Annotated in this window: 23 protein-coding genes; 7 read left to right on the top strand and 16 right to left on the bottom strand. The window is 67.6% G+C overall.

What is annotated here, in order from left to right; all coding sequences use genetic code 11:
- Positions 1–100: 100 nt before the first annotated feature.
- Complete coding sequence (locus HV793_RS26730; protein WP_175214186.1) at positions 101–1,855, top strand: phosphoglucose isomerase-related protein; 1,755 nt, start codon at positions 101–103, stop codon at positions 1,853–1,855.
- Here the strand turns inward: HV793_RS26730 and HV793_RS26725 are convergent.
- Positions 1,852–2,937, bottom strand: coding sequence for a mechanosensitive ion channel family protein (locus HV793_RS26725; RefSeq protein WP_175182056.1), 1,086 nt, complete (start codon positions 2,935–2,937; stop codon positions 1,852–1,854). The genes HV793_RS26730 and HV793_RS26725 overlap by 4 nt on opposite strands.
- Before the next feature lie 111 nt (positions 2,938–3,048).
- Between HV793_RS26725 and HV793_RS26720 the strand changes: the two genes are divergently transcribed.
- Complete coding sequence (locus tag HV793_RS26720; RefSeq protein ID WP_054453512.1) at positions 3,049–3,252, top strand: hypothetical protein; 204 nt, start codon at positions 3,049–3,051, stop codon at positions 3,250–3,252.
- Between the two features lie 3 nt (positions 3,253–3,255).
- Here the strand turns inward: HV793_RS26720 and HV793_RS26715 are convergent, their stop codons facing one another.
- The 12 genes from HV793_RS26715 to HV793_RS26660 form a co-directional block, all read right to left on the bottom strand.
- On the bottom strand, positions 3,256–3,489 hold the full coding sequence (locus tag HV793_RS26715; protein ID WP_054453510.1) for a hypothetical protein: 234 nt from the start codon (positions 3,487–3,489) through the stop codon (positions 3,256–3,258).
- Between the two features lie 91 nt (positions 3,490–3,580).
- Positions 3,581–4,141 carry a DUF4142 domain-containing protein gene (locus HV793_RS26710; protein WP_119449578.1) on the bottom strand — a complete coding sequence of 187 codons (561 nt, stop codon included), beginning with the start codon at positions 4,139–4,141 and terminating at the stop codon, positions 3,581–3,583.
- Positions 4,142–4,227: 86 nt separating this feature from the next.
- Entirely contained in the window at positions 4,228–4,737 is a 510-nt protein-coding gene (locus tag HV793_RS26705; RefSeq protein WP_175214185.1) for a CinA family protein, read from the bottom strand.
- A 35-nt stretch (positions 4,738–4,772) separates the two neighbouring features.
- On the bottom strand, positions 4,773–5,048 hold the full coding sequence (locus HV793_RS26700; protein ID WP_054453505.1) for a hypothetical protein: 276 nt from the start codon (positions 5,046–5,048) through the stop codon (positions 4,773–4,775).
- Positions 5,049–5,141: 93 nt separating this feature from the next.
- A complete protein-coding gene (locus tag HV793_RS26695; RefSeq protein WP_054453503.1) occupies positions 5,142–5,462 on the bottom strand; it encodes a BON domain-containing protein in 321 nt (106 codons plus the stop codon).
- Positions 5,463–5,563: 101 nt separating this feature from the next.
- On the bottom strand, positions 5,564–6,682 hold the full coding sequence (locus HV793_RS26690; RefSeq protein ID WP_175214184.1) for an NAD(P)/FAD-dependent oxidoreductase: 1,119 nt from the start codon (positions 6,680–6,682) through the stop codon (positions 5,564–5,566).
- The gene (locus HV793_RS26685) at positions 6,679–8,067 is read right to left on the bottom strand and encodes an FAD/NAD(P)-dependent oxidoreductase (protein WP_054453501.1); all 1,389 of its coding nucleotides are present in this window, start codon (positions 8,065–8,067) and stop codon (positions 6,679–6,681) included. The genes HV793_RS26690 and HV793_RS26685 overlap by 4 nt, the downstream gene beginning before the upstream one ends.
- The gene (locus tag HV793_RS26680) at positions 8,058–8,360 is read right to left on the bottom strand and encodes a (2Fe-2S)-binding protein (protein ID WP_175214183.1); all 303 of its coding nucleotides are present in this window, start codon (positions 8,358–8,360) and stop codon (positions 8,058–8,060) included. Before HV793_RS26680 ends, HV793_RS26685 begins: the two co-directional genes overlap by 10 nt.
- Positions 8,357–10,042: a thiamine pyrophosphate-dependent enzyme gene (locus tag HV793_RS26675; protein ID WP_175214182.1), complete on the bottom strand. Its 1,686-nt coding sequence runs from the start codon at positions 10,040–10,042 to the stop codon at positions 8,357–8,359. Before HV793_RS26675 ends, HV793_RS26680 begins: the two co-directional genes overlap by 4 nt.
- On the bottom strand, positions 10,039–11,775 hold the full coding sequence (locus HV793_RS26670) for a hydantoinase B/oxoprolinase family protein (RefSeq protein WP_175181835.1): 1,737 nt from the start codon (positions 11,773–11,775) through the stop codon (positions 10,039–10,041). The genes HV793_RS26675 and HV793_RS26670 overlap by 4 nt, the downstream gene beginning before the upstream one ends.
- Positions 11,776–11,785: 10 nt before the next feature.
- Positions 11,786–13,861, bottom strand: a complete 2,076-nt coding sequence (locus tag HV793_RS26665; protein WP_054453738.1) for a hydantoinase/oxoprolinase family protein — start codon at positions 13,859–13,861, stop codon at positions 11,786–11,788.
- A 134-nt stretch (positions 13,862–13,995) separates the two neighbouring features.
- Positions 13,996–14,940 (bottom strand): LysR family transcriptional regulator, encoded by a 945-nt coding sequence (locus tag HV793_RS26660; protein WP_054453496.1) that lies wholly within the window; start codon positions 14,938–14,940, stop codon positions 13,996–13,998.
- Positions 14,941–15,070: 130 nt separating this feature from the next.
- On the opposite strand from HV793_RS26660, the gene HV793_RS26655 reads away from it, so the two are divergent.
- Together HV793_RS26655 and HV793_RS26650 are read left to right on the top strand one after the other, a co-directional pair.
- Complete coding sequence (locus HV793_RS26655; RefSeq protein ID WP_054453494.1) at positions 15,071–16,042, top strand: Bug family tripartite tricarboxylate transporter substrate binding protein; 972 nt, start codon at positions 15,071–15,073, stop codon at positions 16,040–16,042.
- A 189-nt stretch (positions 16,043–16,231) separates the two neighbouring features.
- Entirely contained in the window at positions 16,232–17,737 is a 1,506-nt protein-coding gene (locus HV793_RS26650) for a tripartite tricarboxylate transporter permease (RefSeq protein ID WP_054453493.1), read from the top strand.
- A 112-nt stretch (positions 17,738–17,849) separates the two neighbouring features.
- On the opposite strand, the gene HV793_RS26645 is transcribed toward HV793_RS26650, so the two are convergent.
- From HV793_RS26645 to HV793_RS26635, 3 genes are all read right to left on the bottom strand, one after another.
- The gene (locus tag HV793_RS26645; RefSeq protein WP_054453491.1) at positions 17,850–19,199 is read right to left on the bottom strand and encodes a heavy metal sensor histidine kinase; all 1,350 of its coding nucleotides are present in this window, start codon (positions 19,197–19,199) and stop codon (positions 17,850–17,852) included.
- Positions 19,199–19,888, bottom strand: a complete 690-nt coding sequence (locus tag HV793_RS26640; RefSeq protein ID WP_054453490.1) for a heavy metal response regulator transcription factor — start codon at positions 19,886–19,888, stop codon at positions 19,199–19,201. Before HV793_RS26640 ends, HV793_RS26645 begins: the two co-directional genes overlap by 1 nt.
- Positions 19,889–20,040: 152 nt before the next feature.
- The gene (locus HV793_RS26635; RefSeq protein ID WP_054453489.1) at positions 20,041–20,382 is read right to left on the bottom strand and encodes a DUF4148 domain-containing protein; all 342 of its coding nucleotides are present in this window, start codon (positions 20,380–20,382) and stop codon (positions 20,041–20,043) included.
- Between the two features lie 227 nt (positions 20,383–20,609).
- On the opposite strand from HV793_RS26635, the gene HV793_RS26630 reads away from it, so the two are divergent.
- The 3 genes from HV793_RS26630 to HV793_RS26620 are packed head-to-tail and all read left to right on the top strand — an operon-like array spanning position 20,610 to position 26,256.
- Positions 20,610–21,872, top strand: coding sequence for a TolC family protein (locus tag HV793_RS26630; RefSeq protein WP_054453487.1), 1,263 nt, complete (start codon positions 20,610–20,612; stop codon positions 21,870–21,872).
- A 15-nt stretch (positions 21,873–21,887) separates the two neighbouring features.
- Positions 21,888–23,072 carry an efflux RND transporter periplasmic adaptor subunit gene (locus HV793_RS26625; protein WP_175214181.1) on the top strand — a complete coding sequence of 395 codons (1,185 nt, stop codon included), beginning with the start codon at positions 21,888–21,890 and terminating at the stop codon, positions 23,070–23,072.
- 13 nt (positions 23,073–23,085) lie between these two features.
- Positions 23,086–26,256, top strand: a complete 3,171-nt coding sequence (locus tag HV793_RS26620) for a CusA/CzcA family heavy metal efflux RND transporter (RefSeq protein WP_054453484.1) — start codon at positions 23,086–23,088, stop codon at positions 26,254–26,256.
- The last annotated feature ends 9 nt before the right edge of the window (positions 26,257–26,265 follow it).

Raw genomic sequence — 26,265 nt, 5'->3', positions numbered from 1 at the left:
ATTTTTTCCCCTTTCTTCTTCCCATGCCGGTCGGCCGGCCCTTCCCATGCATACTCCTCTTACCCACGATGCTGTTCAGGCAATACGCCCGGCCCGGTTTTTGGGAAGACGCCACGGCGAACGAGCCCCTGTCTCCCTGGGCCGTCAGGCGGCGCTCAACGGCTTCAGCTTCCAGGCGCCGGCCGGTCTGGCCGCGCGTATCCGCCAGCGTATCGAGCAAGCCGAAAACGAAGCCTGGATGGCGCGTCTGTGGCAACGCGACGCCACGCTGTGGACCGGGACCGATGAGGATCGCTGGCTGGGTTGGCTGCAACCGGGCATGGCGCCCCGGGCGCTCGGCCGCATGACGGCAATCTGCCGCAGGTTGTGCGTGGCCGGGTTCTCCGATGCGGTGTTGCTGGGCATGGGGGGCGCCAGCCTCGGCGCGGAGGCGCTGGCCCGCACGCTGGGCGTGGCCAGCGGAGGCTTGCGCCTGCACGTGCTGGACTCCACCGACGCGGCCCAGGTGCGCGCGGTGCAGTCCGCGGTGGATCTCACGCGTTGCCTGTTTGTCGTCTGCAGCAAGTCCGGATCGACCCTGGAATCGCGCATGCTCGCTGCGTACTTCCACGAACAGGTGGCGCGGCGGCTTGGACGGCAGGAAGCGGGGCAGCGCTTTGTCGCCGTTACCGATCCGGGGTCTCCGATGCTGGACCGCGCGCGGGCGGACGGTTATGCCGCCGTCTTCGAGGGCGAGTCGTCCGTGGGCGGGCGCAACTCCGTGCTGTCGCCCTTCGGACTGGTCGCGCTGGCGCTGCTGGGGCACGATCCAGCGGCATTCCTGCGCAGCGCCCGCCCCATGGTGCGGGCATGCGCGGGGCAGGCCCAGGCGCGCACCAATCCGGGGTTGCTTCTGGGAGCGCTGCTGGGCGAGGCCGCATTGGACGGCCGCAACAAACTCACCATCCTGGCCGCGCCCGGGCTGGAGTACGTGGGGTGTTGGCTCGAGCAATTGCTGGCCGAATCCACCGGCAAGAATGGGCGGGGCATCATTCCCGTGGCCCACGAGCCCGCCGGGGATGCGTGCGATTATGGCCGCGACCGCATGTTCGTCCATCTTGCGCGCTGCGATACGCCCGGCGCCGAGCTGGACACGCGCATGCGGCGGCTGGCCGCTGCGGGATTCCCGGTGGCGCGTTGCGAACTGCCGTCTGCCCAGTCGCTCGGCCAGGAGTTCTTTCGTTGGGAAATGGCCACCGCCGTGGCCGCCGCCGTGCTGCGCGTCAATCCGTTCGATCAGCCGGACGTGGAAGCCAGCAAGGCGCGCACGCAGGCCCTGGCGGTGCGCCACGAAGCCGGCATCGGCGTAGCCGACGTTATGCCCCGGCTGGTCGAAGGCGCGCTGGCCTTCCATGGCGAGGCCGAGGGGGCGACCGCGATCGAGCTGCTGGCGTCGTACTTTGCGGGAATGGATCAGGGCGACTACGTGTCGCTGCTGGCCTATGTCGCCCGGAATCCGGTCCATGACGCGCGCCTCGCCGGGATGCGCTGCCGGCTGCGCCAGGCGATCGGCGTTGCAACCATGGTCGGGTTCGGTCCGCGCTACCTGCATTCCATAGGCCAGCTGCACAAGGGCGGCCCAGCGGGCGGACGATTCCTGTTCATTACCGCGGACGCCGGGGAGGAGCTGGAAGCGCCCGGCCACGCCCTGGGTTTCGCCGCCATGCAGCGTGCGCAGGCCTTGGGCGACATGGAAGAGTTGGCCTCGCGGGGCCGGCCGTGCCTGCGCGTGCACATCTCGGGGCCGGTGGAGGCGGGGCTCGCCCGCCTGGCCGCGCTGCTGGACCGCGCGTTGGTCCCACCGGCGCTCCGCTAGCCGGATTGCTCATCGGCGTCCTGCCGGGCGGGCGCCGGCAGGTGCACGATGCGCTCGGGGAGCGCCAGAGCGATGCCGGCCGTGTCCAGCTCGCGCATGATGCCCAGGTTGATCTCCTGTTGTATGTCCATGTAGCGGTTGTAGTCCGCTGTCATGACGTAGTAGACGGCTTCGTACTCCAGCGCGTTATCGCCGAAACGGGCCAGGTGCGCCCGGTCGTAGCGGGTGCCGGATTGGCGTTCGATCTGCTGTCGGATCAGCTCCGGCACGGTGGCGGCGCGGTCCACCGGCGTCATGTAGGTGATGCGGACGGTGAAGATGATGCGCCGTTGCTGCATCCGCTTGTAGTTCTGGATGGTCTGCTTGAGCAGCTCCGTGTTGGAACACACGATCTGTTCGCCGCCCAGGCTGCGGATGCGCGTCGTCTTCAGGCCCACGTGCTCGATGCTGCCGGCCACCTGTCCGAAGACGATGAAATCCCCAGCCTCGAAGGGCTTGTCGAGCCCGATCGAGATCGAGGCGAACAGATCGCTCAGTATGGTCTGGACCGCCAGCGCGACGGCGACGCCGCCGATGCCCAGGCTGGCCACCAGCGCGGTGATGTTCACGCCCAGATTGTCCAGCATGGCCAGCAGGGCGATGACGGCAACCAGTGTGCGCAGCAGGAACCGGAACAAGGTGGCGGTGACGGCATTGACCTGGCCGCGCGCGGCCAGTGCATGATCCAGTCCCACCTCGACTGCCCGGTCGAGCCACAGGGCGAGCTGAAGCGTCAACAGCACGAACCAAAGATGCTGGGCTTTGCCCGCGCTCCAGGGCAGTGGGGCGCCGATGAATTCGGCGCCGATCAGGATGGACAGCAACAGCAAGATGACACTGTTGGTGCGCCGCAGGACCTCGGAGACCGAACGCGCAAGAGGATGGCCTGGCGTGTCGGCGCGCTGCCGCAGCCGCGACCGCGTGATCCGCAAGGCGGCGCTCAGCGCGAAGAACAACGCGGCGCCCGCCGTCAGCGCCAATGCCCAAAGCATCAGCGGATGGTCCGAAAGGCCCCGGACCTCAGGCAGCCAGTTTGCGAGCATGCCGTCTCCTGGAGGAAAGCCGCAACGCAGCAATTGCCGTGCCGTCCGCGCGGGCACGTGGTTTGCTGATAGCGAGGCGGCGGCATTCCGCCCGCCTTCAGGAGCAGCGTCATGGACAAAGAGCGCGATACGACGGCGGCGCCCGCCGAGATCTTGAGCGAAGGTGAACTGAGGGCGCGGCGCACGCTCGAAGCAGCGCGGCGCTTGCTCGATCCGCAGGCGGAACCAGCTGCCGCCGTCTCTTCAGTTGAGGCAGAACTCAAGCGCTACGTCAGGGAGGCGTACCACAGGCGCTCATATGGCTCCTATGGTTGAGCGTTACGGCTGCGGTTCGTCCCAGACTGACGCATGCCGATATTGTTCGGCGCGCGCCAGCGTGCGATAGAAATCCGCGCCAACCCGTATCAGCCTTTCCAGCTCTTCGGGCTGCAGCCTGGGCTGCAGCGCCATCAGGCATTCCGCATAGTTGGCCAGCACCTCGGGCCAGTCATGGAAGTCCCGGTCGACCGCTGGCGTGGCGATCATTTGTGCCAATAGTTCCTCGCGATCCATATGCATGTTCCGCAGCAAGCGCACTGGTTGCAGATGCGCCCGCAGGTATGCGCATCTGTTCCTTCGCTGGTACTAATCCTCGGGAAGACTCCTATTTCTTGGCGGCATCCAGGCGTTGCTGCATGGCTGTCGCCATTTCCAGGTGTTGTTGCAGCACCGGCAGGGTCTCGATCGCGAATTGCTTGACGTCGGGATCCTTCACGTCGTTCGAGGCTTTCTCGAAGAGCTTCACCGCGTCCTGGTGCGCGGATACGCCAATCTCGTCCACATAGGCCTTGTCGAAGCTGTCGTCGCGCAAGCCCAGCGCCTTCAGTTTTGCCTGCTGCACCAGCGAGGGTTCGGTCGGCGCCTGATAACCCTTGCCTTGCGCAAGTGTGGCCAATTGCTGGCCGGCCTTGCCGTGGTCGTCGATCATTTTCTGGGCAAACGCCTTCACGTCCGGATCGCGGGCTTTTTCAAGAGCGAGCTTGCTGCCAGCGACTTCCAGGTGGCCGGCCTGGGCTGCGTTCTCCAGGAAGTCCCGGTCGGCGCTGTCCAGTTTCGCTGCCGCGGCCGTGGGAGGCGCGGCGGGCGCGGTTTGCGCCTGCGCAGCATGGGCGGCAGCCAACGTCAGCGAGGCGAGGATCGTGGCGGTCAGATAGCGGGTTTTCATGGAAACCTCCAGATTTGGGCGCGGTGCGCCGTTATGGGTGGGAGCCTGCAGCCACCAGCAATCGCTGTTCCCGCCCGTCAGCGACTTCAGCGGGGCTTGGGCTTGCCCGTCAGTTCGGCGTGGTACTCCACCAGACGCTGCAGGGCATAGCGGGCGCTGGCCAGGCGTATGCCGTTGCGGTTGCCGGAGAAGCGCCGGGTTTCGGCGTAGATTGCCGGCGCGGCATCGGCCTGGCCCGTCTTGAAGACCCAGGCATAGCACTGCGTGCCAGCGGGAATGTCGTCGTCGACCGAGTCGGTGACGCCTGTATTGGAAATGGCGATCAGCGCCGGGCTTTGCCGCGATGCGCCCAGCGCCATCTCCCGCGCTACCGGCTCGCTCGTGAGGTTGTGCCGCGCCAGGGTCGCGGGCGTCACCCCAAGGCAACGCATCTTTGCCTGCGGGGAATAGACCACGAATGCGCAGTCCAGCAGCGAACCTGCACCCGCCACATCCGCCAGCGTGGCGGCGATGAGGCCGGCCGTGCATGATTCCGCCGTGACCAGCGTCAAGGCGTGTTCATGCATGTACGCGGCGATGCGTTCGATCGCGTCCATGGCGGATGGCCCTTTCCGGTTGACGATCGCCTGGCCTAGCCGCCGTTGCGCACCGGGTCGGGCGGCTTGCGCGATACGCCGGCATGGTCTGCATCGGTGACCCGGTCCGCGCCTATGTCGGCGCCTTCGTGGTCGCGGTCGCGCGGGTTGGCGCTTTCGCGGTCGCCTGTGCCTTGAGCATCGCTATCGGTATGGACCAGGTCCTGAGGCAGGTCGCTGGCCGAGTCCGACGAATCGCTGGGACCCAGGTCGGGGCGGGGGGAGGGATCGGTCTGGGGATCGGGCAGGGAGTTGACGGGCGTGCCAGGCATGATGATTCTCCGTAGGGCTGCAATGGGCTCTATGAGACGTTGCGCAGCAAGCCGCGTGCCCGGCTGGCCCATCCTCCCGAGCGCCGCCGCGCATTACTGCGGATTTCGCACCTGGATGTTGTTGCGGATCTCCTTCACGCCCGCCACGCCCCGGGCCGCGCCGACGGCGGAGGCCGCGCTGTCTTCGTTGTCCGCAAAGCCGCTGAGCTGGACCACGCCCTGGTAGGTTTCAACCTGTATGGTGTTGGACCGTAAATTGGGCGTCTTCAGCAGCGCCTCCCGCACGCGCGCCGTGGTAGTGACGTCATCGGTGTACTGGCCCGTGCTGCGATGGCCGTCCTGCGCCGCGCAGCCTGCCAGCGCCAAGGCGAGCATTGCTGCGCCCAGGCCGTGAACTATGGATTTTCTGACCATGGATAGTGCTCCTTTGCCGTGGATGGCGGCAGGAAATGCCGCCGCGCGGGAAGCGAGCAACTCGCATGCCTGTGAGGGCCGCGCCCAGGCTCTCGCACCGATCAGGCCTGGGCGGCCTCCCAGCGGCTGGCCGAGAACTTCTCCGCCATCATCAAGCCGCCGCGTCCCATCGCCATTTCGGCGATGACCTCGCCCACCGCCGGCGCGATCTGAAAGCCCCCGCCCGAGAAGCCGAAAGCGTGCAGCAGCCGCGGCACCCTGGGGCTGAAGCCGATGACCGGGTTCTTGTCGCTGAAATAGCCTTCGATGCCTGACCAGCAGCGGATCACGCTGGCGCAGGCCAGCGCCGGGAGCACGGTCGGAGCGATGCGGCCGAGTTCGGCGAGCGCGGCGCGGCCCGGCCGGCTGCGGTCTCCCGGCAGCGCGCTGCCGTAGCCGCCGCCCATGACCACATTGCCGCGCGCGACCTGGCGGGCATAGAAGCCGCCGCCTTCCACGCCCAACGACACGCCGATCTGCGGCGTGAGAGGCTCAGTGACCAGCATGGTCGGATACTTGATCTGCAGGGGCAGGTCGTCGCCGAACCAACGGGCCACCGCCGCGCCCCAGGCGCCCGCCGCATTGATGACGGTGTCGGCGCGTATGCGCCGGCCGTCGGCGGCGGTCAGCAGGAAGCCGCTACCCTGGGTGTCTGCCTGCGTGATGGCGCAATGTTCGAGCAGGCTGGCGCCGGCGCGCGCCGCGGCATGGGCGAAGGCGGGCGCGACCAGTCGCGGATTGGCCTGGCCATCCTCCGGACATAGCGAGCCGCCGGCAATGCCCGGACCCAGCGCGGGAAAGCGGCGACGCAGCTCGGCGGCGTCGATGATCTCCAGGCCCAGGTCGAAGTCGCTGACCTTGTCGCGGTAGGCACAAAGCTTGTCCAGGTCGGACTCGGAGCGCGCCAGCTTCAGGTGGCCGCTGCGCACGTATTCCGCATCGGTGCCGATGAGGTCCGGCAGGCGCGACCAGATGCCGTGTGCGCGCTGCGCCAGATACAGCTGCTCGATCGAGCGTCCCTGGCGGCGTACGCCACCGAAGTTGACGCCGCTGGCGCGTGCGCCGCTTGCGCCGCCGTCGATCAGCGCCGTGGCGACCCCCATGCGGCGCAGCGCCAGGGCGGCGCTGGCGCCCACCAGGCCGGCGCCGATGATGGCGACTTCCGTGTGCAGCGGGTTCATGGTTCCACCTTGCCGAGCATGGACAGGTTCAGGGGCTTGACGGGCGCCTGCCCGCGTAGCCGGCCTATGTCCGCCAAGGCCAGTCCGCGGCAGTCGGCCAGCAGCTCGGCCGCGCCCGCCTGGCACATGCGTCCCTGGCACAGGCCCATGCCGATGCGCGTCAGCGCCTTCAAGCGGTTGAGATCGTGGATGGCGTATTGCGCGGCCGCGGCGCGCAACGTGCCGGCGCGCACTTCCTCGCAGCGGCAGACCATGACGGAGTCGTCGCAGTCGGCGCCCGCGCCCGGCAGGGGAAAGGCCCGGTCCAGGCCGCGGCGGAATTGCGCCCAGCGCGCCTGGCGGCGGGCCAGCCACTGCACCCTGGCGGCGCTGACGTCGATGCCGCTGTCTGCCAGCATGGCCAGCGCGGCGCGTTCGCCCGCAAGCTCGGCCAGGACCGCGCCGCCGATGCCGGCGCCGTCGCCGGCCAGATAGACGCCGGTCGCCGTGCTGCGGCCGTCCGGGTCGCGGCGCGGCAGCCAGGCGCGCTGCGCGGCATCGAAGTCGAAGGCGCAGTCCAGCAGGTCGGCAAGCTGCGTTTCCGCGCGCAGCCCGTGGCCCACCGCAAGCGCGTCGCAAGCAATGGCGCGCTGCTTGCCGCCCAGGGTCGCAAGCGCGCGCTCGACGCGGCCCGCGCCCTCGGCCGCATCCAGCCGTGCGCCATGGTGCACCGGCACGCCGTGGGCGCGCAGCCAGCCCAGGTAGTACATGCCTTTGGCCAGCATGCCGGGCTGGCTCAGCAGCGCCGGCGCGGCGCGGACCTGGCTGCCTGGCGGCGCGCAGTCCAGCACGGCCTGCACCTGGGCGCCGGCGCGCGCATATTGGTAGGCGACCAGATAGAGCAGGGGGCCAGTGCCGGCGAACACGATGCGCGGCCCAAACGTACAGCCCTGGCTCTTCAGCGCGATCTGCGCGCCGCCCAGCGAGTAGACGCCGGGCAGGGTCCAGCCCGGGAAGGGCAGGACGCGGTCGGTGGCGCCGGTGGCGAGCAGCAGCCGTGAGTAGGGCAGGGTTTCCAGTTCGCCGTCGCGGACCAGGTCCAGGCAGCCCGGGGCGGCATTCCACACCGCGGTGGCGGCGCGGTAGTCGGCGCGGGCGGCCAGGTCCGCGCCCGCCGCGTGGATGGCTTGCGCGCGCTTCCATTCGAAGCCATAGCGCTGGCGCGCGGTGCCGCGAGGGGCCGCGCCCTGGCGATAGATCTGGCCGCCAGGCAAGGCGGCTTCGTCCACGATCACCGGACGCACGCCGTGGCGCAGCAGCGTCTGCGCGGCGCGCACGCCCGCGGGCCCGGCGCCCACCACCACCATGCGCGGCGAGTCATCGGCGCCGGGCGGGTTCATTTGCATGCGAGTTCTCCGGGCTGGGCGCTGACCAGTTCCATGCCGTCTTCGACTGCGGTGGAACAGGCGCGCAGGCGTGCGCCGTCCGCCGTCTGCACCCAGCAATCCTGGCAGGCGCCCATCAGGCAGAAGCCGGCGCGCGGCGTGCCTTCGCCCAAGGTGACGCGCAGGTGCTGCGCGGCCAGCAGCAACGCCGTCAGCACGGTGTCGCCCTCATGGGCTTGCAGCGGCAAGCCGTTCCAGGTCAGGCGCAGCGGCGTCGATTCGGGCGCCGACACGCGGCGCAGCAGCGGTTTCATGCGGCGGTCTCCGCGCGGCGCAATTGCGACAGGGTGCGGTCGGGCAGGATGATGTCGGCGTCATAGCGCAGCTCCACGATGGCCGGCATGCGATGCTCCCGGGCATACGCCAGCGCGGCATCATAGGCCGGCGCAAAATCCTCCGTGCGCTCGACCGCAGCGCCGTAGCCGCCATAGCTGTGCGCGAGCCGCGCGAAATCGGGGTTGACCAGTTCCGTCGCCAGGGCGCGTCCGGGATAGGCGCGCTCCTGATGCAGGCGGATGGTGCCGAACAGGCCATTGTTGAAGACCAGCACCACAATGCCCAGCCGGTACTGCGCCGCGGTGGCCAGCTCCTGCATGGTCATCTGGAAACAGCCGTCGCCGGCGAAGCAGACCACGGCCGCATCGCGGTCGCGCAGCTTGGCCGCGATGGCTGCGGGCAGGCCGTAGCCCATGGCGCCGACGGCGGGCGCAAGCTGGCTGCCCGGTCCCTTGAAGGCGATGTGCCGGTGCGCATAGAGCGCGTAATTTCCCGCGCCCACCGTGACGCAGGAATGCCGCGGCAGCGTGGCCGCGACGTGGCGCGCCGCCGCGTTCAGGTCCAGCGGGCCGGGCGTGGGCGGCAGCGCAGGCGCTGCGGCGGCCGCTACAGCGCCCCGGCGGCGCGGCTGCCAGCCCGGCGTCGGCGCCAGTCCCGATGCGGCCTGGGCGAAGCCGTCCACACTGGCGACCATGCCCAGCGCCGGCGTGCACAGCCGCCCGATCTCGTTGGCGTCCGGGTGGATGTGGATCAGCGTCTGGCGCGGCGTGGGCGAGGCCAGCCATTCATAGTTGATGGTCGTCGGTTCGCACAGGCGGGTGCCCAGCGCGATGACGAGGTCGCTGTCCATGACGGCGCGCTTCTGGTGTGGGGGCATGCTGGCGCTGACCTGGCCCACGAAATTGGGATGGTCGTTGTCGAACAGCTCCAGGCGTCGCCAGGCGGTGGCCACGGGCAGGTCGAAGCGCAGCGCGAAGTCGCGCACGGCCTCGCGCGCGGCTTGCGGCCAGCGCGAGCCGCCCAGCAGCAGCAAGGGCCGCTCCGCCGCTTCCAGCAAGTCACGCAGGCGCAGCATGTCGGCGTCGGCCGGACGGGCGCAGGGCGGCTGTGGCGTAGCGGCCAGAGCCACGTCGGCGACGCTGGACAGCATGTCTTCGGGCAGGGAGAGGACCACTGGCCCGGGGCGTCCGCTAGTGGCGATCGCCCAGGCGCGCGCCAGGTATTCGGGAATGCGGTCGGCCCGCTCGATCTGCGCGACCCATTTCGCCAGCGGCGCGTACATGGCGCGGTAGTCCACTTCCTGGAAGCATTGGCGGTCGGCGGTGTCGCCGCCGACCTGGCCGATGAACAGGATCATGGGCGTGGAGTCTTCCCTTGCGGTATGCACGCCGATCGCCGCATTGGTGGCGCCCGGGCCGCGCGAGACAAAGCAGATGCCCGGCTGGCCGGTCAGCTTGCCATGCGCCTCGGCCATGTAGGCGGCGCCTCCTTCCTGGCGGCAGACCACCGCTTCGATCGCGTCGCGCCGGGCGTAGAGCGCATCGATGCATGGCAGGAAGCTTTCGCCCGGCACCATGAACACGCGCTCCACGCCATAGGCCTGCAGCTGCGCGACCAGCAGTTCGCCGCCGCTGCGGGCGCCGGGGGCAGGCGCGTTCATGCCGCGTCTCCTTGCAGCGCCAGCGCCACGCGTTCCGCGCCATAGTCGCGTTCGGCCGCGGCACGGCTGACCTTGCCGCCCAGCACGTCGTTGCGGATGGCGGTCGCGCTACGGTCAGCGGGCGCGCCGTAGCCGCCGCCGCCGGGCGTTTCCAGGCGCACGGACTGGCCGCTGGCCAGGCCGTGGCCGGCGATCTTGTTGGGCAGGCGCTGCTCGTCGGCGCGGCCGGGGTTCTGGATCACGCGCGAGGTGCCTCCCTCCAGGCCGCCGTTCAGGCCGGCCGCGCCAAACAGCGCGGCGTCGCAGCGGATGGTGCAGATCAGCTGGTCATGCAGCGAACGGATCTGGCGCGCGATGCCCATGCCGCCGCGGTGGCGGCCCGCGCCGCCGCTGTCGTTGACCAGCGCGTACTCCTCGACCAGCAGCGGGTACTCGATCTCCAGCGCTTCGGCGGGCAGGTTGGAGGTATTGGTCACGTGCACCTGGATGCCGTCCATGCCGTCGCCCTGCGCGCGTCCGCCCGCGCCGCCGCCCAGCGTTTCCAGGTAGACGAAGGTGCCCTTGCCGTCCTGCATGGGCACGGAGAACAGCATGGAAGGCATGACGTCGTTGCACGAAGCCATGGCGCGGTCTGGCGGCAACAGCTGGCCCAGCGCGCCGATCACCGTGCCGGCCACGCGCTGCGCGGTGGTGACGCGCGCGCCCACCGCCGCCGGAAAGCGCGGGTTGGTAATGGTGCCCTCGGGGGCGGTGATGGTGATGGGCTGGAACAGGCCGTTGTTGGGCATGAGCTCGGGGTCGAGCATGGCCTTCACCGCGAAGTAGACGCTGGCGTTCAGGGCGCTGGCGGGCAGGTTGAATGCGCCGCGCGCCTGCTTGCTGGTGCCGGTGAAATCGACATGGAGCTGGCCGTCGCGCGCCTCTACGTTGGCCTGGATGGTGACGGGATCGCCGCCCATGCCGTCGTCGTCCATGCGCTCGGTGAAGGTATAGGTCCCGGTCGGCAGTTGCGCGATGCGGTTGCGCAGGCGTCTTTCGGTGTACACCATGATGCTGTCGATGGCGGACAGCACGGTCTCCAGGCCCGACTGCTGCACCAGTTCCAGCATCAGCCTGGCGCCCTTGTCGTTGGTGGCGATCTGGGCGCGGATATCGTGCATCCGGTTGTCCGGTTCGCGCGTGTTGTGCGCAATCATCTCCAGCAGGTCCATGTCCAGCTCGCCCTCGCGCACGATGCGCATGGCCGGCAGGCGGATGCCTTCCTCCCAAACCGTCTTCAGATGGTGCGACGTGGAGCCGGGAACGGCGCCGCCGACGTCGGTATGGTGGCCGATGTTTGCCGCGAAGAAACGCAGCACGCCCTCGTGAAAGATGGGAGTGATGACGGTGATGTCGGGCGCGTGCGTGCCGCCAGCCAGATAGGCGTCGTTGCACAGGAACGCGTCGCCCGGGCGCACGCCGGCCGCGCCGTAGCGCCGCAGCACGGCGTCTATGCCGCCGGACAACGATCCCAGGTGCACCGGCACGTGGGCCGCCTGCGCTACCAGGCGGCCGGCGGCGTCGAACAGCGCCACGGAGCAATCCTTGCGCTCCTTGATGTTGGTGGAAAAGGACGAACGGATCAGCGTGTTGCCCATTTCCTCGGTAATGGACAGCAGGCGGTTGCTGAAGACCTCCATTTCGATGGGGTCGAAGGTGTCCGTGCCGGCAGCGGAAGTCGATCGATTGGTCATGGCGTACGCCTTAGCTGTTGAGGTTGACGACGAGGTTGCCGTATTCGTCGGCGCGCGCCTGCTGGCCCGGCAGCACGACGGTGGTCGAGCTCATTTCCTCGATCACGGCCGGACCGTCCACGGGCACGCCCACCGGCAGCAGGGCGCGGCGCAGAATGGGCGTGTCCACCCAGCCCGCCCCTTCGAAGTACACGTTGCGGCGTTCCTTCAGGGCGCCGGCCACGCTTTCGCCGCCTTGCACGCGGGCCAGGGGCGCGCGTGGCACCAGACCGATGGCGCGCACCCGGCAATTGACGATCTCCACCGGACGGCCGGCGGCGTCATAGCCATACTCGCGCACGTGCGCGGCGCTGAATGCCGCGACGAACTCATCCAGCGGCATCAGCTGCATGCCATCCAGCGGCACGGCGATTTCGAAGTTCTGGCCCTGGTAGCGCGCGTCGATCACGGCGGACAGGCGCTGCTCCGAGTCGTTCACGCCTTCGCTGGACAGCCAGGCGCGCGCCTTGCCGGCCAGGGCTTCCAGCGCCTGCCGCACGGCGGTCCAGCCGTCCGCGGTGGCGTGCGCCATCAGCGTCTGCACGAAGTCCATGGAAATGTCGGACAGCAGGATGCCGCGCGCGCACATGGTGCCCGGCTCCTGCGGAATCAGCAGGGTGCCGATGCCGCAATCGCGCGCCAGTTCGGCGGCATGCAGGCCGCCCGCGCCGCCAAAGGCGCAGAGGGCGAACTTGCGGATGTCATGGCCCCGTTCGGTGGAGACCGCGCGTACCGCGCGCGCCATGTTGGAGTTGGCGATGCGCAGAATGCCGTAGGCGGCTTCTTCCACGCTCAGTCCCAGCGGGCGGGCGATCTGCGCCTCCAGCGCCTCGCGCGCCTGGCGCGCATGCACGGCCATGCGGCCTTCCAGCAGCGCGACTGGATTCAGCCGGCCCAGCACGACGTGGGCGTCGGTGATGGTCACGACCTGGCCGCCCCGGTTGTAGGCGATGGGGCCGGGCACCGCACCCGCGCTCTGCGGGCCGACCTTGAGCGCGCCCGCGTCGTCGATGCGCGCGATGCTGCCGCCGCCCGCGCCGATGACGTGCACGTCCACCATCTGGGTCTTGACCGGATAGTCGGCCACCAGGCGGCTGGAGGTGAACAACGGCCGCAGTTCGGCCACCAGCGACACGTCGGTGCTGGTCCCGCCCACGTCAAAGGTGATCAGGTTGGGCAGCGCAGCCACGCGGCCCAGTTCGGTCGCGCCGATCACGCCGGCGGCGGGGCCCGAAACGCAGGTGCGCACCGGAGCCGTCAGCACCGATTCCACCGACATCAGACCGCCATTGGAATGCACCGTGGTCGGCTCGGCCGCCACGCCCATGGCGCGCACCGAACTTACCAGGTTGCGCATGTAGCCAGCCATGCGCGGGCCGACATAGGCATTGAGCGCGGTGGTGGACATGCGTTCATATTCGCGGAACTCAGGCAGGATCTCGCTGGACACGCTCAGATAGACGCCCGGCAGGTGTTCGGCCAGGATGTCGCGGGTGCGGCGTTCGTGGGCATCGTTGCGGTAGCTGTGCATGAAGCAGATGGCGACCGATTCGACGCGGGCTGCGGCCAGCTCGCGCGCCACCGCCACCACCTCGTCTTCGTCCAGCGCCTGCAGCACGGAACCGTCGGCGCCGACGCGCTCGGTCACTTCGAAGCGCCACTCGCGCGGTGCCAGGGGTTGCGGCTTGGTGACGTTGTAGTCGTACAGATGGGGGCGTGTCTGCCGGCCGATCTCCAGCACGTCGCGAAAGCCGCGGGTGGTGACCAGCGCGCAGCGCGAACCCCTGCGCTCGATGACCATGTTGGTGGCCACCGTGGTGCCGTGGCCCACGTGCGCCAGCTCGGAGCCGGCGATCTCGTGTTCGCGGATCAGATGGGCCAGGCCCGTCTGGATGGCCTCGGACGGATCGTGCGGTGTCGAAGGCACCTTGAAATAATGCAGTTCACCGGTGTGCTCGGCGAGCAGGGTGAAATCGGTGAACGTGCCGCCTACGTCGAAGCCGACGCGAAAACGGCGGGCGCCCGGGGCGGATGCGGTCTGGGTCACGCTGGTCTCCAGGATGCTGGCGCGCAAGGCGCCGGGAGTGGGATGACCAGAATGCTATTGACGCACCATCATTCGGTCCAATCAAAGATTGGTATCAGTGATTATCACTGTTGTGAATGATTTGTCGGTACGGATCAGTACGGATGGGACTCTGCCGGCTGCGCCTGGTCGAACACCATTCCTTGCGCCTGGCAGACCTTGAGTATCTCTTCGCGCAGCCAGCGATGCGCGGGGATGTTGTCCGAGCGTTCATGCCAGATCAGGTTGACCGTGCGCGGCGCGAACGGGAAAGGCGCCTCGACGGCTTCCAGCAGATGGCTGTAGGGGCTGTTGCGCACGGTGTTCAGCGGCACCACGCAGATCAGGTCGGTTTCGGCCAGCAGGCGCGGCGCCAGGGCGAACTGGTTGATGGTGAGCACCACGTTGCGCTTGTAGCCGTGGGGCGCGAGCTCATGGTCGATCAGGGTCGGCGTGCCCAGCAGGCTGACCATCAGATGGCGCGCGCGCAGGAAGCTGTCCAGCGTGAAGCGTGGCTGCGCCAGCAGCGGGTGGCCCTTGCGCATGGCGCAGACGTAGGTCAGCGTTTCCAGCGGCAGGGTGCGCAGGGACGAGCCGAAGTTCGAATACACGCCCGCCGCCATGTCGACTTCGCCTTTTTCCAGCAGCACGCCGGCGTTGTCCAGCGAGTAGGGATGCAGATGGATGCGGACATTGGGCGCCACTGTCTGCTGCTCCACGAACAGCGGCCGGATGACTTGGTCCGCCACGTAGTCGGACATGGCCATGCGGAACACGGCCTCGGAACGCGCCGGGTCGAAATCGTTGCGCTCCAGCGTGTCGGCGATGCGGGCCAGCGCGTCGCGGATCGGGGGCCACAGCAGTTCGGCGCGCTGCGTGGGCAGCACGCCGCCCTGGATCTTCACGAACAGCGGATCCTTCAAGGTCAGGCGCAGCCGGTTGATGGCGTTGCTGACCGCGGGCTGCGTCATGTGCAGCGCGGAGGCCGCGCGCGTGACGTTGCGTTCGGTCATGACCGCATCGAAGATGCGCAGCAGGTTCAAGTCCATCGAGGTCAGCATCGCAGTCCTGGGTGATTATCAACATTGGTGATAGAGATCTATTTTAATTGTTGATTAGCCATATAACGCGGGACCGCTTAATCTTCCCCGGGTGCAAGCGCAGTCGATACACCACGAGGGGAAATCATTGATGGTCAAGCATCTGAAAACTCTGGCCGCTGCCTGTCTGGCGGCCGGGATCGCCGCGCCCGCGATGGCCGCGGACGCCTATCCCAGCAAGCCGATCACGATCGTCCTGCCCTACGCGACGGGCGGGTCCGCCGACATGCTGGCGCGCTTCGCCGCGCAGGCTTTACAGACTGAACTGGGCAAGCCGGCCATCGTCGAGGCCAAGCCGGGCGCGGGCGGCGTGCTGGGCACCGAGTTCGTCTCGCGCGCCGAGCCGGACGGCTACACGCTGGCGTTGACCGCCAGCGGCACCATGGCCGTCAATCCCTACGTCTACAAGCTGCGCTACAAGCCGCTGGAAGACTTCAAGCAGATCACGGTACTGGTCGACCTGCCTTTCGTGGTGGTCACGAACAATGAATTCCCCGCCAAGAATCTCAAGGAATTCATCGACTACGGCCGCAAGAACCCGAACAAGATCACCTTCGGCAATGCCGGCCTGGGCACCCAGCAACACCTGACCCAACTCATGTTTGCGCGCGCCGCCGGCATGCAGGTCAACATCGTGCCCTACAAGGGCAGCAGCCCGGCCATGAACGACCTGCTGGGCGGCCATATCGACGCGGTGCTGGACAATACCGGCGTGCAGACGCCCTTCATCAAGGCAGGCAAGGTGCGGCCCTTGTTCGTCACGAACCCGGAACGCGTGGCGGCCTTGCCCGATGTGCCCACCGCGCCAGAAGCCGGCCTGCCCGGGTTCTCCGCGGTCGCCTGGTTCGGCCTGGCCGCGCCCAAGGGCACGCCGGACGAGATCGTCGACAAGATCCAGCAGGCCCTGGCGCGCGAGTTCGCCAAGCCGGAAATGAAGCAGCGCCTGCTGGACCTGGCGATGATTCCGCGCGTGTCCACGCCGGCCGAGACCACGGCCCGGGTGAAGAGCGACCTGGAAACCTTTGGCAAGATCGCCAAAGAGGTCGACCTGAAGCCGATGTGACGGGACGGCTTTGCCGCGTCAGCGGCATGGCCTTCTTACACGCCACGGCGGATGGCGCGCGCAGCGTTCAAGCGCGCCGATCCGCCCTGATCTCACCGATCTCCAGTCCGTAAAAACCCGGGTTCCTTGGCTTTTTATATCGTACTACGATCTATTTTCGTATGACGATAAAAACACCAAGGAGCGGGGATGGAACTTATCGATAACCTCATGCTGGGGTTCTCCGTGGCGTTCACGCCGGAGAACCTGCTGTATGCGCTGTTGGGATGCGTCCTGGGCACGCTGGTGGGCGTGTTGCCTGGCTTGGGCCCTGTGCCCACCATCGCGATGCTGCTGCCGATCACCTATGTGCTGCCGCCCGTTGCGGGGCTGATCATGCTGGCGGGCATCTACTACGGGACACAGTACGGCGGCTCGACCACCGCCATACTCGTCAACCTGCCAGGCGAGACATCGGCGGTCGTCACCGTGCTCGACGGCCACCAGATGGCCCGCAACGGCCGCGGCGGCGCCGCGCTGTCGCTGGCCGCCATCGGCTCCTTCTTCGCGGGCTCTGTGGCCACCATGCTGATCGCGGCATTCGCGCCGCCGCTGGCCGAGGTCGCGTTCAAGTTCGGGCCGGCCGAGTACTTCTCGCTGATGACGCTGGGCCTGGTCGGGGCGGTGGTGCTGGCCTCGGGCTCGCTGGTCAAGGCGATCTGCATGATCCTGCTGGGGCTGCTGCTCGGCCTGGTTGGCACGGACGTCAATTCGGGCGTCGCCCGATATGACTTCGGCATCCCGGAGCTGCAGGACGGCATCAATTTCGCGATCGTGGCGATGGGCGTGTTCGGCTTTGCCGAGATCATGAACAACCTGGAACTGAAGGACAAGCGGGTCGAGATCACGGACAAGGTGGGTTCGCTGTATCCCAACCGGCAGGAGGTCCGCGAAGCGGCGCCCGCGATCGTGCGCGGCACCGCGGTCGGATCGATGCTGGGCATCCTCCCCGGAGGCGGCTCGGTGCTGTCGGCCTTCGCTTCCTACACTCTGGAAAAGAAGCTGTCCAAGGAACCCGGGCGTTTCGGCAAAGGCCACCCGGCCGGCCTGGCCGGGCCGGAGTCGGCCAACAATGCGGGGGCGCAGACGTCGTTCATCCCCTTGCTGACGTTGGGCATCCCGGGCAACGCGGTGATGGCGCTGATGGTGGGCGCGATGACCATCCACAATATCCAGCCCGGCCCCCAGGTCATGACCAGCCATCCCGACCTGTTCTGGGGCCTGATCGCATCGATGTGGATCGGCAACCTGATGCTGGTCATCCTCAACCTGCCGCTGGTCGGGCTTTGGGTCAAGCTGCTCAAGGTTCCCTACCGCGTCCTGTTTCCGGCGATTCTGGTGTTCTGCACGATTGGGGTGTATTCGCTTAACTACAACACCTTCGATTTGTACATGACGGCCTTCTTCGGGGTCGTCGGCTACATCTGGAGCAAGCTGCGCTGCGAGGGCGCGCCGCTTCTGCTTGGCTTGGTGCTCGGCCCGATGATGGAAGAGAACTTCCGCCGCGCGCTGTTGTTGTCGCGCGGCGATTTCACGACATTCATTGAGCGGCCGCTATCTGCTTCCCTGCTGGGCGCGGCAGTGGTGCTGGTCGTGCTGGTCGCGCTGCCGAACATCCGCAAGAAGCGCGAGGAGGCGTTCGTCGAAGAGGACTGAGGCCGGGCCGCTTCCGCCTTTCGGGGGACCGGCCGTACTTTAGGCTGAAGACGTCCGGCTCCTGCGATCCGCGGTACAGATTGTCCATGCCCGGGCGCTTCCACAGCGCCAATCAGGTTTCTGTACTGTCGGCCGCCGCGATGCTGAAGCCTATGGCGGTGGTCCGGTTGGCCGATCTGGCGTAGCTGCGGCCGCCGTGCATGCGGGCGATGGCGGCGACGATGGCCAATCCCAGTCCATGATGGTTGGCATCGAACTCGCGGGAGGTGTCGCTGCGGTAGAAGCGGTAGAAAAGCCGTGGCAGATGTTCTTCCGGTATGGGTTCGCCGGTGTTGCGCACGGCGATCAGGATTTCGCCAGCGTCGCCGCGGGAGATATCGACCTCGATCACGCTGCCGGGAGCTGCATAGCGTACCGCGTTCGAGACCAGGTTCGACACGGCGCGCTGGAACAGCGCGCGATCGACTTGTGCCGACGCATCGCCCACCACCGCGATATCGACCCCCGCGTCCAGGGCCTCGGCCTCGTGGTATTGCGTCACCTCCTGGACGATGGCGGCCAGGCTGGCCTGCCAGCTGCCCCGGGCCTGCGCGCCGCGGTCGGCCTGCGACAGGAACAGCATGTCGTTGACGATGCTGGAGAGGCGCTGCAGTTCTTCCAGGTTGGAACCCAGCGTTTCGCGCAAGGCCTGCGGCGACGGGCGCGTGCTCAGCGCCAGCTCGGTCTCGCCGATCAGCGTTGCGAGTGGCGTGCGCATCTCGTGGGCCACGTCGGCATTGAATCCCTCCATCTGCACGTAGGCGCGCTCCAGCCGCTGCAGCACGGCGTTGAACTGGCGCACCAGGGGCCGGATCTCGCAGGGCTGGCCGCTTTCGTCGAGCCGTTCGCCGATGCGGTCCGGGGCTAGCTGCGCGGCCTGCTTGCCCAGCGCGTCCAGCGGCGCCAGCCCTCTGCGCACCAGCAGGGTTCCGACCGCCGCCACGACGATGGCGCCGGCCAGGGCGCAGGCGAACAAGGTCCAGGCCAGCGCCTTGCGCAGGAGGATATCGCTGGAGATGTCCAGCACCAGTTCGGCGTTCATGGCGTCGCCGGGCGCGCCGGGAAAGGGCAGCGTGAAAGCGATGCGCCGCTCATGCTTGAAGTCGTTGTCGCCGGCGATGGGGCTGCCGTAGTAGACCTTTTCGCCGTCGATCTCCAACACCAGCGAAAAATCGGGGCGGCCATAGAAGAAGTCGCTGAGCTTGTGGCGCAAGCGGGTGGAGTCCTGGCTGGCGGCGTTTTCCTCGACCAGGTGCCGTACGACCTCGACCTTCTGCTGCAGCAAGGCTTCCTGGCGGCTGGCCAGGTTGAGGTTGGTCGCGTAATAGACCACCGCGCATACCAGGCCGAGCGCGATGAAAGTCTGGATCGCCAGCCAGCGCGACAGCCAGCGGTGCAGCGATTTGGGGCGCTGCCCGGGCATCAGTCGCTCCGCGGTTCCAGCACGTAGCCCATGCCGCGCACGGTGTGCAGCAGTTTCTTGTCGAAGGGTTCGTCGACCTTGCCGCGCAGGCGGCGGATCGCGACCTCGACCACGTTGGTGTTGCTGTTGAAGTTGATGTCCCACACCTGTTCGGCCAGCTCCAGCCGCGACAGGACTTCGCCTTGCTTGCGCATCAGCAGGGCCAGCAGGGTGAATTCCTTGGCGGTCAGGTCCAGCCGCACGCCGTCGCGGCTGGCGCGCCGGCGCAGCAGGTCCAGTTCCAGCCCGTCGATGCGCAGCACGTTCTGGGCGATGGTCTCGGTCTGGCCGTGGCCGCTGCGCCGGCCCAGCGCCAGCACGCGGGCCAGCAGTTCCGACAAGGCGAAAGGCTTGGCCAGGTAGTCGTCGGCCCCGTCGCGCAGGCCCTTGACGCGGTCTTCGAGCTTGTCGCGCGCGGTCAGCATCAGGACGGGGACGCGGCTGGTCTTGCGGATCTCGGCCAGCACCGAAAAGCCGTCCATGGCGGGCAGCATCACGTCCAGCAGGACCAGGTCGTACTGGCTTTCACGCACCAGATGCAGTCCGGTGACGCCGTCCTGGGCCACGTCGACCACGTAGTTGTGTTCGGTCAGCGCTCGCCGCAAGTACTCGGCGAGTTTTTTTTCGTCTTCGATTACGAGTACTTTCATGTCAGCGGAAATAAAAAGAGTGCGCGGAAGTCCTCGGATGCTGCGTCTATTCTAGGCGGAATCGTTCTGGGGAATAAACGCAAACAGGGCGGCCCAGCCGCCCTGCGCAGCGCCGGCGGGCACGCGGGGCGCGTGCGCCACGGGCCCGGCGCTCAGCCCGGGGTGTAGATCTCGTCCAGGCGGGCGCGTTCGGCCGGCGTCATGGCTTCCAGCTCCGCCACCGCGTCGGCGCGGGTTCGGGAGGTACCCTGCTTGGCCCAGCCCGGCTTGGCGGCGTTCAGATTGGTCAGAAACCACTGCTTCGGGTCGGACTTGGCCACGGCCAATTCGGTCTTCACCTCGTCGCGCGTCTTGCCGCTGACGGCGTGGTCCGGCGCGATGGCGTAGCCGATCTCCGTGTTGGTCTGGTGCCAGGTGCTCGATGCGCTGGCGGCAAAAGGAAGGGCCAGGGCGGAACCCAGGGCGAGGGCAGCGGTAACGGTTTTGATCTTCATGGATATCTCCCAGGTTGAGCGCGGCGCCGGTCGCGGTGTTGCGTCAGGCGCATACACGCTGTTTGTGTAGCGACGGTGACACTCTACGGACCCATGCCCGTCAATTCGCCGACGCCCTGATTACGTTTTCGTAAGGCCGCGAACCTTACGGAAATGTCATTTTTCTGTCGCTCGATTGACGAACCCGTCTGGATACATTGCCGGCTCGCCCCTTTCCTGGTTGAACCATGCATGTATCCGCTATGCCGCTGATCCTGGCGGCCTCGATGATCGCCGCGTCTGCTGCCGCATCCGCGCAGAACGCGGGCGCAGCCCGAACTTCCGTACTCACGGCGCAGAGCGAGAACGGCGTCGTGCTGACGCTGGAGCGCGCCCTGGCCGCGGCGCTCGAACGCAATCCCGGCTTTGCCGCGGCGAAGAACGAGGCCGCGGCGAGCGAGGGCCTGCTCACGCAGGCGGGCGTGCTGCCCAACCCTTCCATCGACGTGAGCGTGGACGACACGCAATCGGCCACGCGCACCACCACCGCCATGTTGAACGTCCCGCTGGAAACCGGCGGCAAGCGCGCCGCGCGGGTCAAGGCGGCTGAGCTGTCCAGGGACATGGCGCGCCAGGGGGTCGCGGACACGCGGGCCGGCCTGCGCGCGGCAGTCATCGCGGCCTATTTCGATGTGGCGGTGGCGCAGGAGTCCGTGCGCGTGACGCGCGGCACCGTGGATATCGCCAGCGGCGCCTTGCGGCTGGCGGAGAGGCGCGTGGCCGCGGGCAAGGCGCCGCCACTGGAGGGCAGCAAGGCCCAGGTCGCGTTGGCCAACGCGCGCATCGAGGCGCGCGCGGCCGAGGCTGCGCTACTGGGCGCACGCCGCAAGCTCGGCCTGCTGTGGGGCGAAGCAGAGCCGGGTTTTGCCAGCGTGGGCGCGGATCTGAACGCATTGCCGGAACGGGCGTCGATAGACGAGTTGCGGGCAGGCCTGGCCGCATCGCCCAGGATGCAGGGCGGCAAGCTTGCCGTCGACCTGGGGCAGGCGCAGCTGGAAGTCGAGAAGAGCAAGCGCTATCCCGACATCACGCTGAGCGCCGGCGTGGCCCGCGACAACGAAGCGGGCCGCGACAAGGCCCAGCTTGGCGTGTCCATTCCGCTGCCGATCTTCGACCGCAACCAGGGCAATGTCTACGCCGCCACCATGCAGGCCTACAAGGCGCAGGACCAATACCGCGAGCTGGAATCCGGCCTGATGGGAGAACTGTTGCAGGCCGTGACCCGATTCGATCTGGCAGCGGGTTCCGCGCGCGAGTATCGGAGCGCCGTGCTGCCGGGGGCCACCCAGGCCTATGAGGCTGCGCGCAAAGGCTTCGAGGCGGGGAAGTTCGGCTTCCTGGAAGTGCTGGACGCGCAGCGCACCCTCTCCGACGGAAACATCGCCTACCTGACGGTGCTGGCATCCGTGTACCAGGCTTCCGCGGATATAGACCGCATTCTCGGACGTTGAAACGAGCATAAGAAAATGGCAAAGCACAAGAGCAAGCAACCCCCCAAGATGTGGACCGCGGCCGGCCTGTGCGCGGCGCTGCTGTTGGCGTCCGTGTATCCGGCGCAGGCGGCAGGCGAGGCGGAACACGGACATGCCGAGACCGGGCAGGGCGAGCAGGCCGAGAAGGAACAGGAAAAAATCGCGCTCACGCCCGAGCAGATCGCGGTGGCCGGCATCAAGTCCGAGGTCGCTGCGCCCGCCGCGCTGGCGACATCGGCGCAGTTCCCCGGCGAGATCAAGTTCAATGCGGACCGGACCGCGCACGTGGTGCCGCGCATGGCCGGCGTGGTGCAAAGCGTGTCGGCCGACCTGGGCCAGCAGGTCAAGAAGGGCGAACTGCTGGCCGTCTTGTCCAGCTCGGCGCTGTCCGAGTTGCGCAGCGAATGGCTGGCGGCGGCCAAGCGGCGCGACCTGGCCGCCCAGACCCACAGGCGCGAATTGCGCCTGTGGCAGGAAAAGGTATCAGCGGAACAGGACTACCAGGCGGCCCGCACCGCGCTGCAGGAGGCGGAAATCGCCGTGCAGAACGCGGAGCAGAAATTGCGCACCGTGGGCGCCGAGCCGCGCTCCAAGGACCTGGGCAGCCTGGAGATCCGCGCGCCCTTTGACGGCGTGGTGGTGGAAAAGCACATCGCGCTGGGCGAAGCCTTGCCCGACAACGCCAGCATCTTCACCTTGTCGGACCTGCGCACCGTCTGGGCCGAATTCGTGATCGCGCCCAAGGATTTGCAGGATGTACGCGTAGGCGAAGCGGCCAGCGTGAGCTCCGCCGCGTTCGCCGGCAAGGCCGAGGGCACGGTCTCGTACATCGGCTCGTTGCTGGGGCAGCAGACGCGCACGGCCACTGCGCGCGTCATGCTGGAGAATCCGGACATGGCCTGGCGTCCAGGGCTTTTCGTTTCCGTCGACGTGGTCACGCGGATGTCGGACGCCGCGGTGACGGTAGCGGCCGACGCGGTCCAGACCATCGACAACCAGCCTGCCGTGTTCGCGGAGGCGCCCGGCGGCTTTGTGGTGCAGCCGGTGAAGCTGGGCAAGGCTTCGAATGACCGGGTAGAGGTGCTGTCTGGGCTTGCCCCCGGTACGCGCTATGCCGTCGAGAACACCTTCGTCCTCAAGTCGGAGCTGGGCAAGGCCGGCGCCGAGCACGCACACTGAGCCGGGGCGGAACATGTTTGAACGCTTGATCCGTTTCGCCATTGAGCAGCGCTGGCTGGTGCTGTTCGTCACCCTGGGCATGGCCGCCATCGGCGTCTACAACTATTCCCGGCTCGCCATCGACGCGGTGCCGGACATCACCAACGTCCAGGTCCAGATCAATGCCGGGGCGCCTGGGTACTCGCCGCTGGAGACCGAGCAGCGCATCACCTATCCGATAGAGACGGTGATGGCCGGCCTGCCGGGGTTGCAGCAGACGCGCTCGCTATCGCGCTATGGCCTGTCGCAGGTGACCGTCATCTTCAAGGACGGCACCGACATCTATTTCGCCCGCCAGTTGGTGAACCAGCGCCTGCAGGAAGCGAAGGAAAACCTGCCCGAAGGCGTGACGCCCATGATGGGGCCGATATCCTCGGGCCTGGGCGAGATCTACTTGTGGACGGTGGAGGCGCAGGACGATGCCAGGAAACCCGACGGCACGCCCTACACCCCCATGGACCTGCGCGAGATCCAGGACTGGATCATCAAGCCGCAGCTGCGCAATATTCCCGGGGTCACCGAGATCAACGCCATCGGCGGCTATGCCAAGGAGTACCAGGTAGCGCCCAGCACCGAGAAGCTGGCCTCCTACGGACTGGCGCTGACCGACATCATGGCCGCGCTGGACAGGAACAACGCCAACACCGGTGCGGGCTACATCGAACGCAAGGGGGAGCAGTACCTGATCCGGGCGCCCGGGCAGGTCCGGTCCATGGACGACATCCGCGACGTGGTGCTGGCAACCGTGGAGGGCCAGGCGATCCGGATACGCGACGTGGCCGAGGTGTCCATCGGGCGCGAGCTGCGCACGGGGGCGGCGACCAGCAACGGCGAGGAAGTGGTGCTGGGCACGGTGTTCATGCTGATAGGCGAGAACAGCCGCGCGGTGTCCCAAGCCGTGTCCGTCAAGCTGGAAGCCATCAATAAATCGCTGCCGGCGGGCGTGCAGGCGGTGACGGTCTACGACCGCACCACCCTGATCGACAAGGCTATCGCCACCGTCAAGAAGAACCTGCTGGAAGGCGCGGCGCTGGTCATCGTCATCCTGTTCGTGTTCCTGGGGAACATCCGCGCGGCGCTGATCACGGCGATGATCATCCCGCTGTCCATGCTGTTTACCTTCACCGGCATGGTGACCTACAAGGTCAGCGCCAACCTGATGAGCCTGGGTGCGCTGGACTTCGGCATCATCGTCGACGGCGCGGTCGTCATCGTGGAGAACTGCGTGCGGCGCCTGAGCCACGCGCGGGCGCACCATGGCAGGCCGCTCACGCGCAGCGAACGCTTCCACGAGGTGTTCGCGGCCGCGCGCGAGGCCCGCAGGCCGCTGCTGTTCGGCCAGTTGATCATCATGGTCGTGTACCTGCCGATCTTCGCCCTGAGCGGGGTGGAAGGACGCATGTTCCATCCCATGGCGCTGACCGTGGTGCTGGCGCTGCTGGGGGCGATGATCCTGTCCGTGACCTTCGTGCCGGCCGCCGTGGCGCTGTTCATGGGGAACAACGTCTCCGAAAAGGAGAATCGCCTGATGGCCTGGGCAAAGCGCCGCTACGAGCCCCTGCTCGACGTCGCGCTGCGCCGCACGCCGCTGATCCTGGCGGGAGCAACCGTCTTGGTGGTGTTGAGCGGGGTGCTGGCGGCGCGCATGGGCAGCGAGTTCATCCCCAACCTGAACGAAGGCGACATGGCGATCCAGGCGCTGCGGATCCCGGGCACCAGCCTCACGCAGTCAGTCGAGATGCAGAAGCAACTGGAGACCAGGCTGAAGCAGAAGTTCCCGGAGATCGAGCGCGTGTTCGCCCGCACCGGCACGGCGGAGATCGCCTCCGATGCCATGCCGCCCAGCATTTCCGACGGCTACATCATGCTCAAGCCGATGGACCAGTGGCCCAGCCCCAGAAAGACCCGCGCCGAACTGCTGGCGGCGATCCAGGAGGAAGCCAGCCAGGTTCCCGGCAGCAACTATGAGTTCTCCCAGCCGATCCAGCTGCGCTTCAACGAGCTGATCTCGGGCGTGCGCAGCGACGTGGCGGTGAAGGTGTTCGGCGATGACAACGACGTGCTGAATCGTACGGCAGCAGAGATCGCCGAGGTCTTGCAGACGATACCGGGCGCTTCGGAAGTGAAAGTCGAGCAGACCACCGGGCTGCCGATGCTGACGGTCTACATCGACCGCGCCCGCGCCGCGCGTTACGGGCTGAGCATGGCGGACGTGCAGGACACGCTGGCCATCGCCGTGGGAGGTCGAGAGGCGGGGACCTTTTTTCAGGGAGACCGGCGCTTCGACATCGTGGTGCGTCTGCCCGAAGCCGTGCGCGAGAACCTGTCCGCGTTGAAGAAGCTGCCCATTGCCTTGCCCAGGCAGGACGGGCAGGCGCAGGCCGCCTACATCCCGCTGAGCGAGGTCGCCACCTTCGATCTGGCGCCGGGCCCCAACCAGATCTCGCGCGAGGACGGCAAGCGCCGCATCGTGGTCAGCGCCAACGTGCGCGGCCGCGACCTGGGCACGTTCGTGTCCGAGGCCACCGCGGCCATCGGGCAAAAGGTGCAGGTGCCGGCGGGCTACTGGACCTCCTGGGGCGGCACCTTCGAGCAGTTGCAATCCGCGGCCAAGCGCCTGCAGATCGTGGTGCCGGCGGCGCTGGTGCTGGTGTTCGCGTTGTTGTTCGCGATGTTCGGCAACGTCAAGGACGGGCTGCTGGTGTTCACCGGCATCCCCTTCGCACTGACTGGCGGCGTGATCGCCTTGTGGATGCGCGGCATACCGTTGTCCATAACCGCCGCGGTGGGCTTCATCGCGCTGTGCGGCGTGGCGGTGCTGAACGGCCTGGTGATGCTGTCGTTCATCAGCGGCCTGCGTGTGGAAGGCAAGTCCGTGGCCGAGGCCGTGCGTATCGGGGCGCTGACGCGCCTGCGTCCGGTGCTGATGACGGCGCTGGTGGCCTCGCTGGGCTTCGTGCCGATGGCGATCGCCACCGGCACGGGCGCCGAGGTCCAGCGTCCGCTGGCCACCGTGGTGATCGGCGGCATCATCTCTTCCACCATCCTCACGCTGCTGGTACTGCCGGCCCTTTACCGCCTGGCGCACAGGAACGACGACGCCGACGAACTTGAACTGTCGAAACCGGCCTTGGCCCGGGAGTAGGTCCGTTAC

It is taken from the genome of Achromobacter aegrifaciens (assembly GCF_902859965.1).
GTDB classification, from domain to species: Bacteria; Pseudomonadota; Gammaproteobacteria; order Burkholderiales; family Burkholderiaceae_B; genus Achromobacter; species Achromobacter aegrifaciens.
This window is presented reverse-complemented; position numbering and strand designations above follow the sequence as displayed.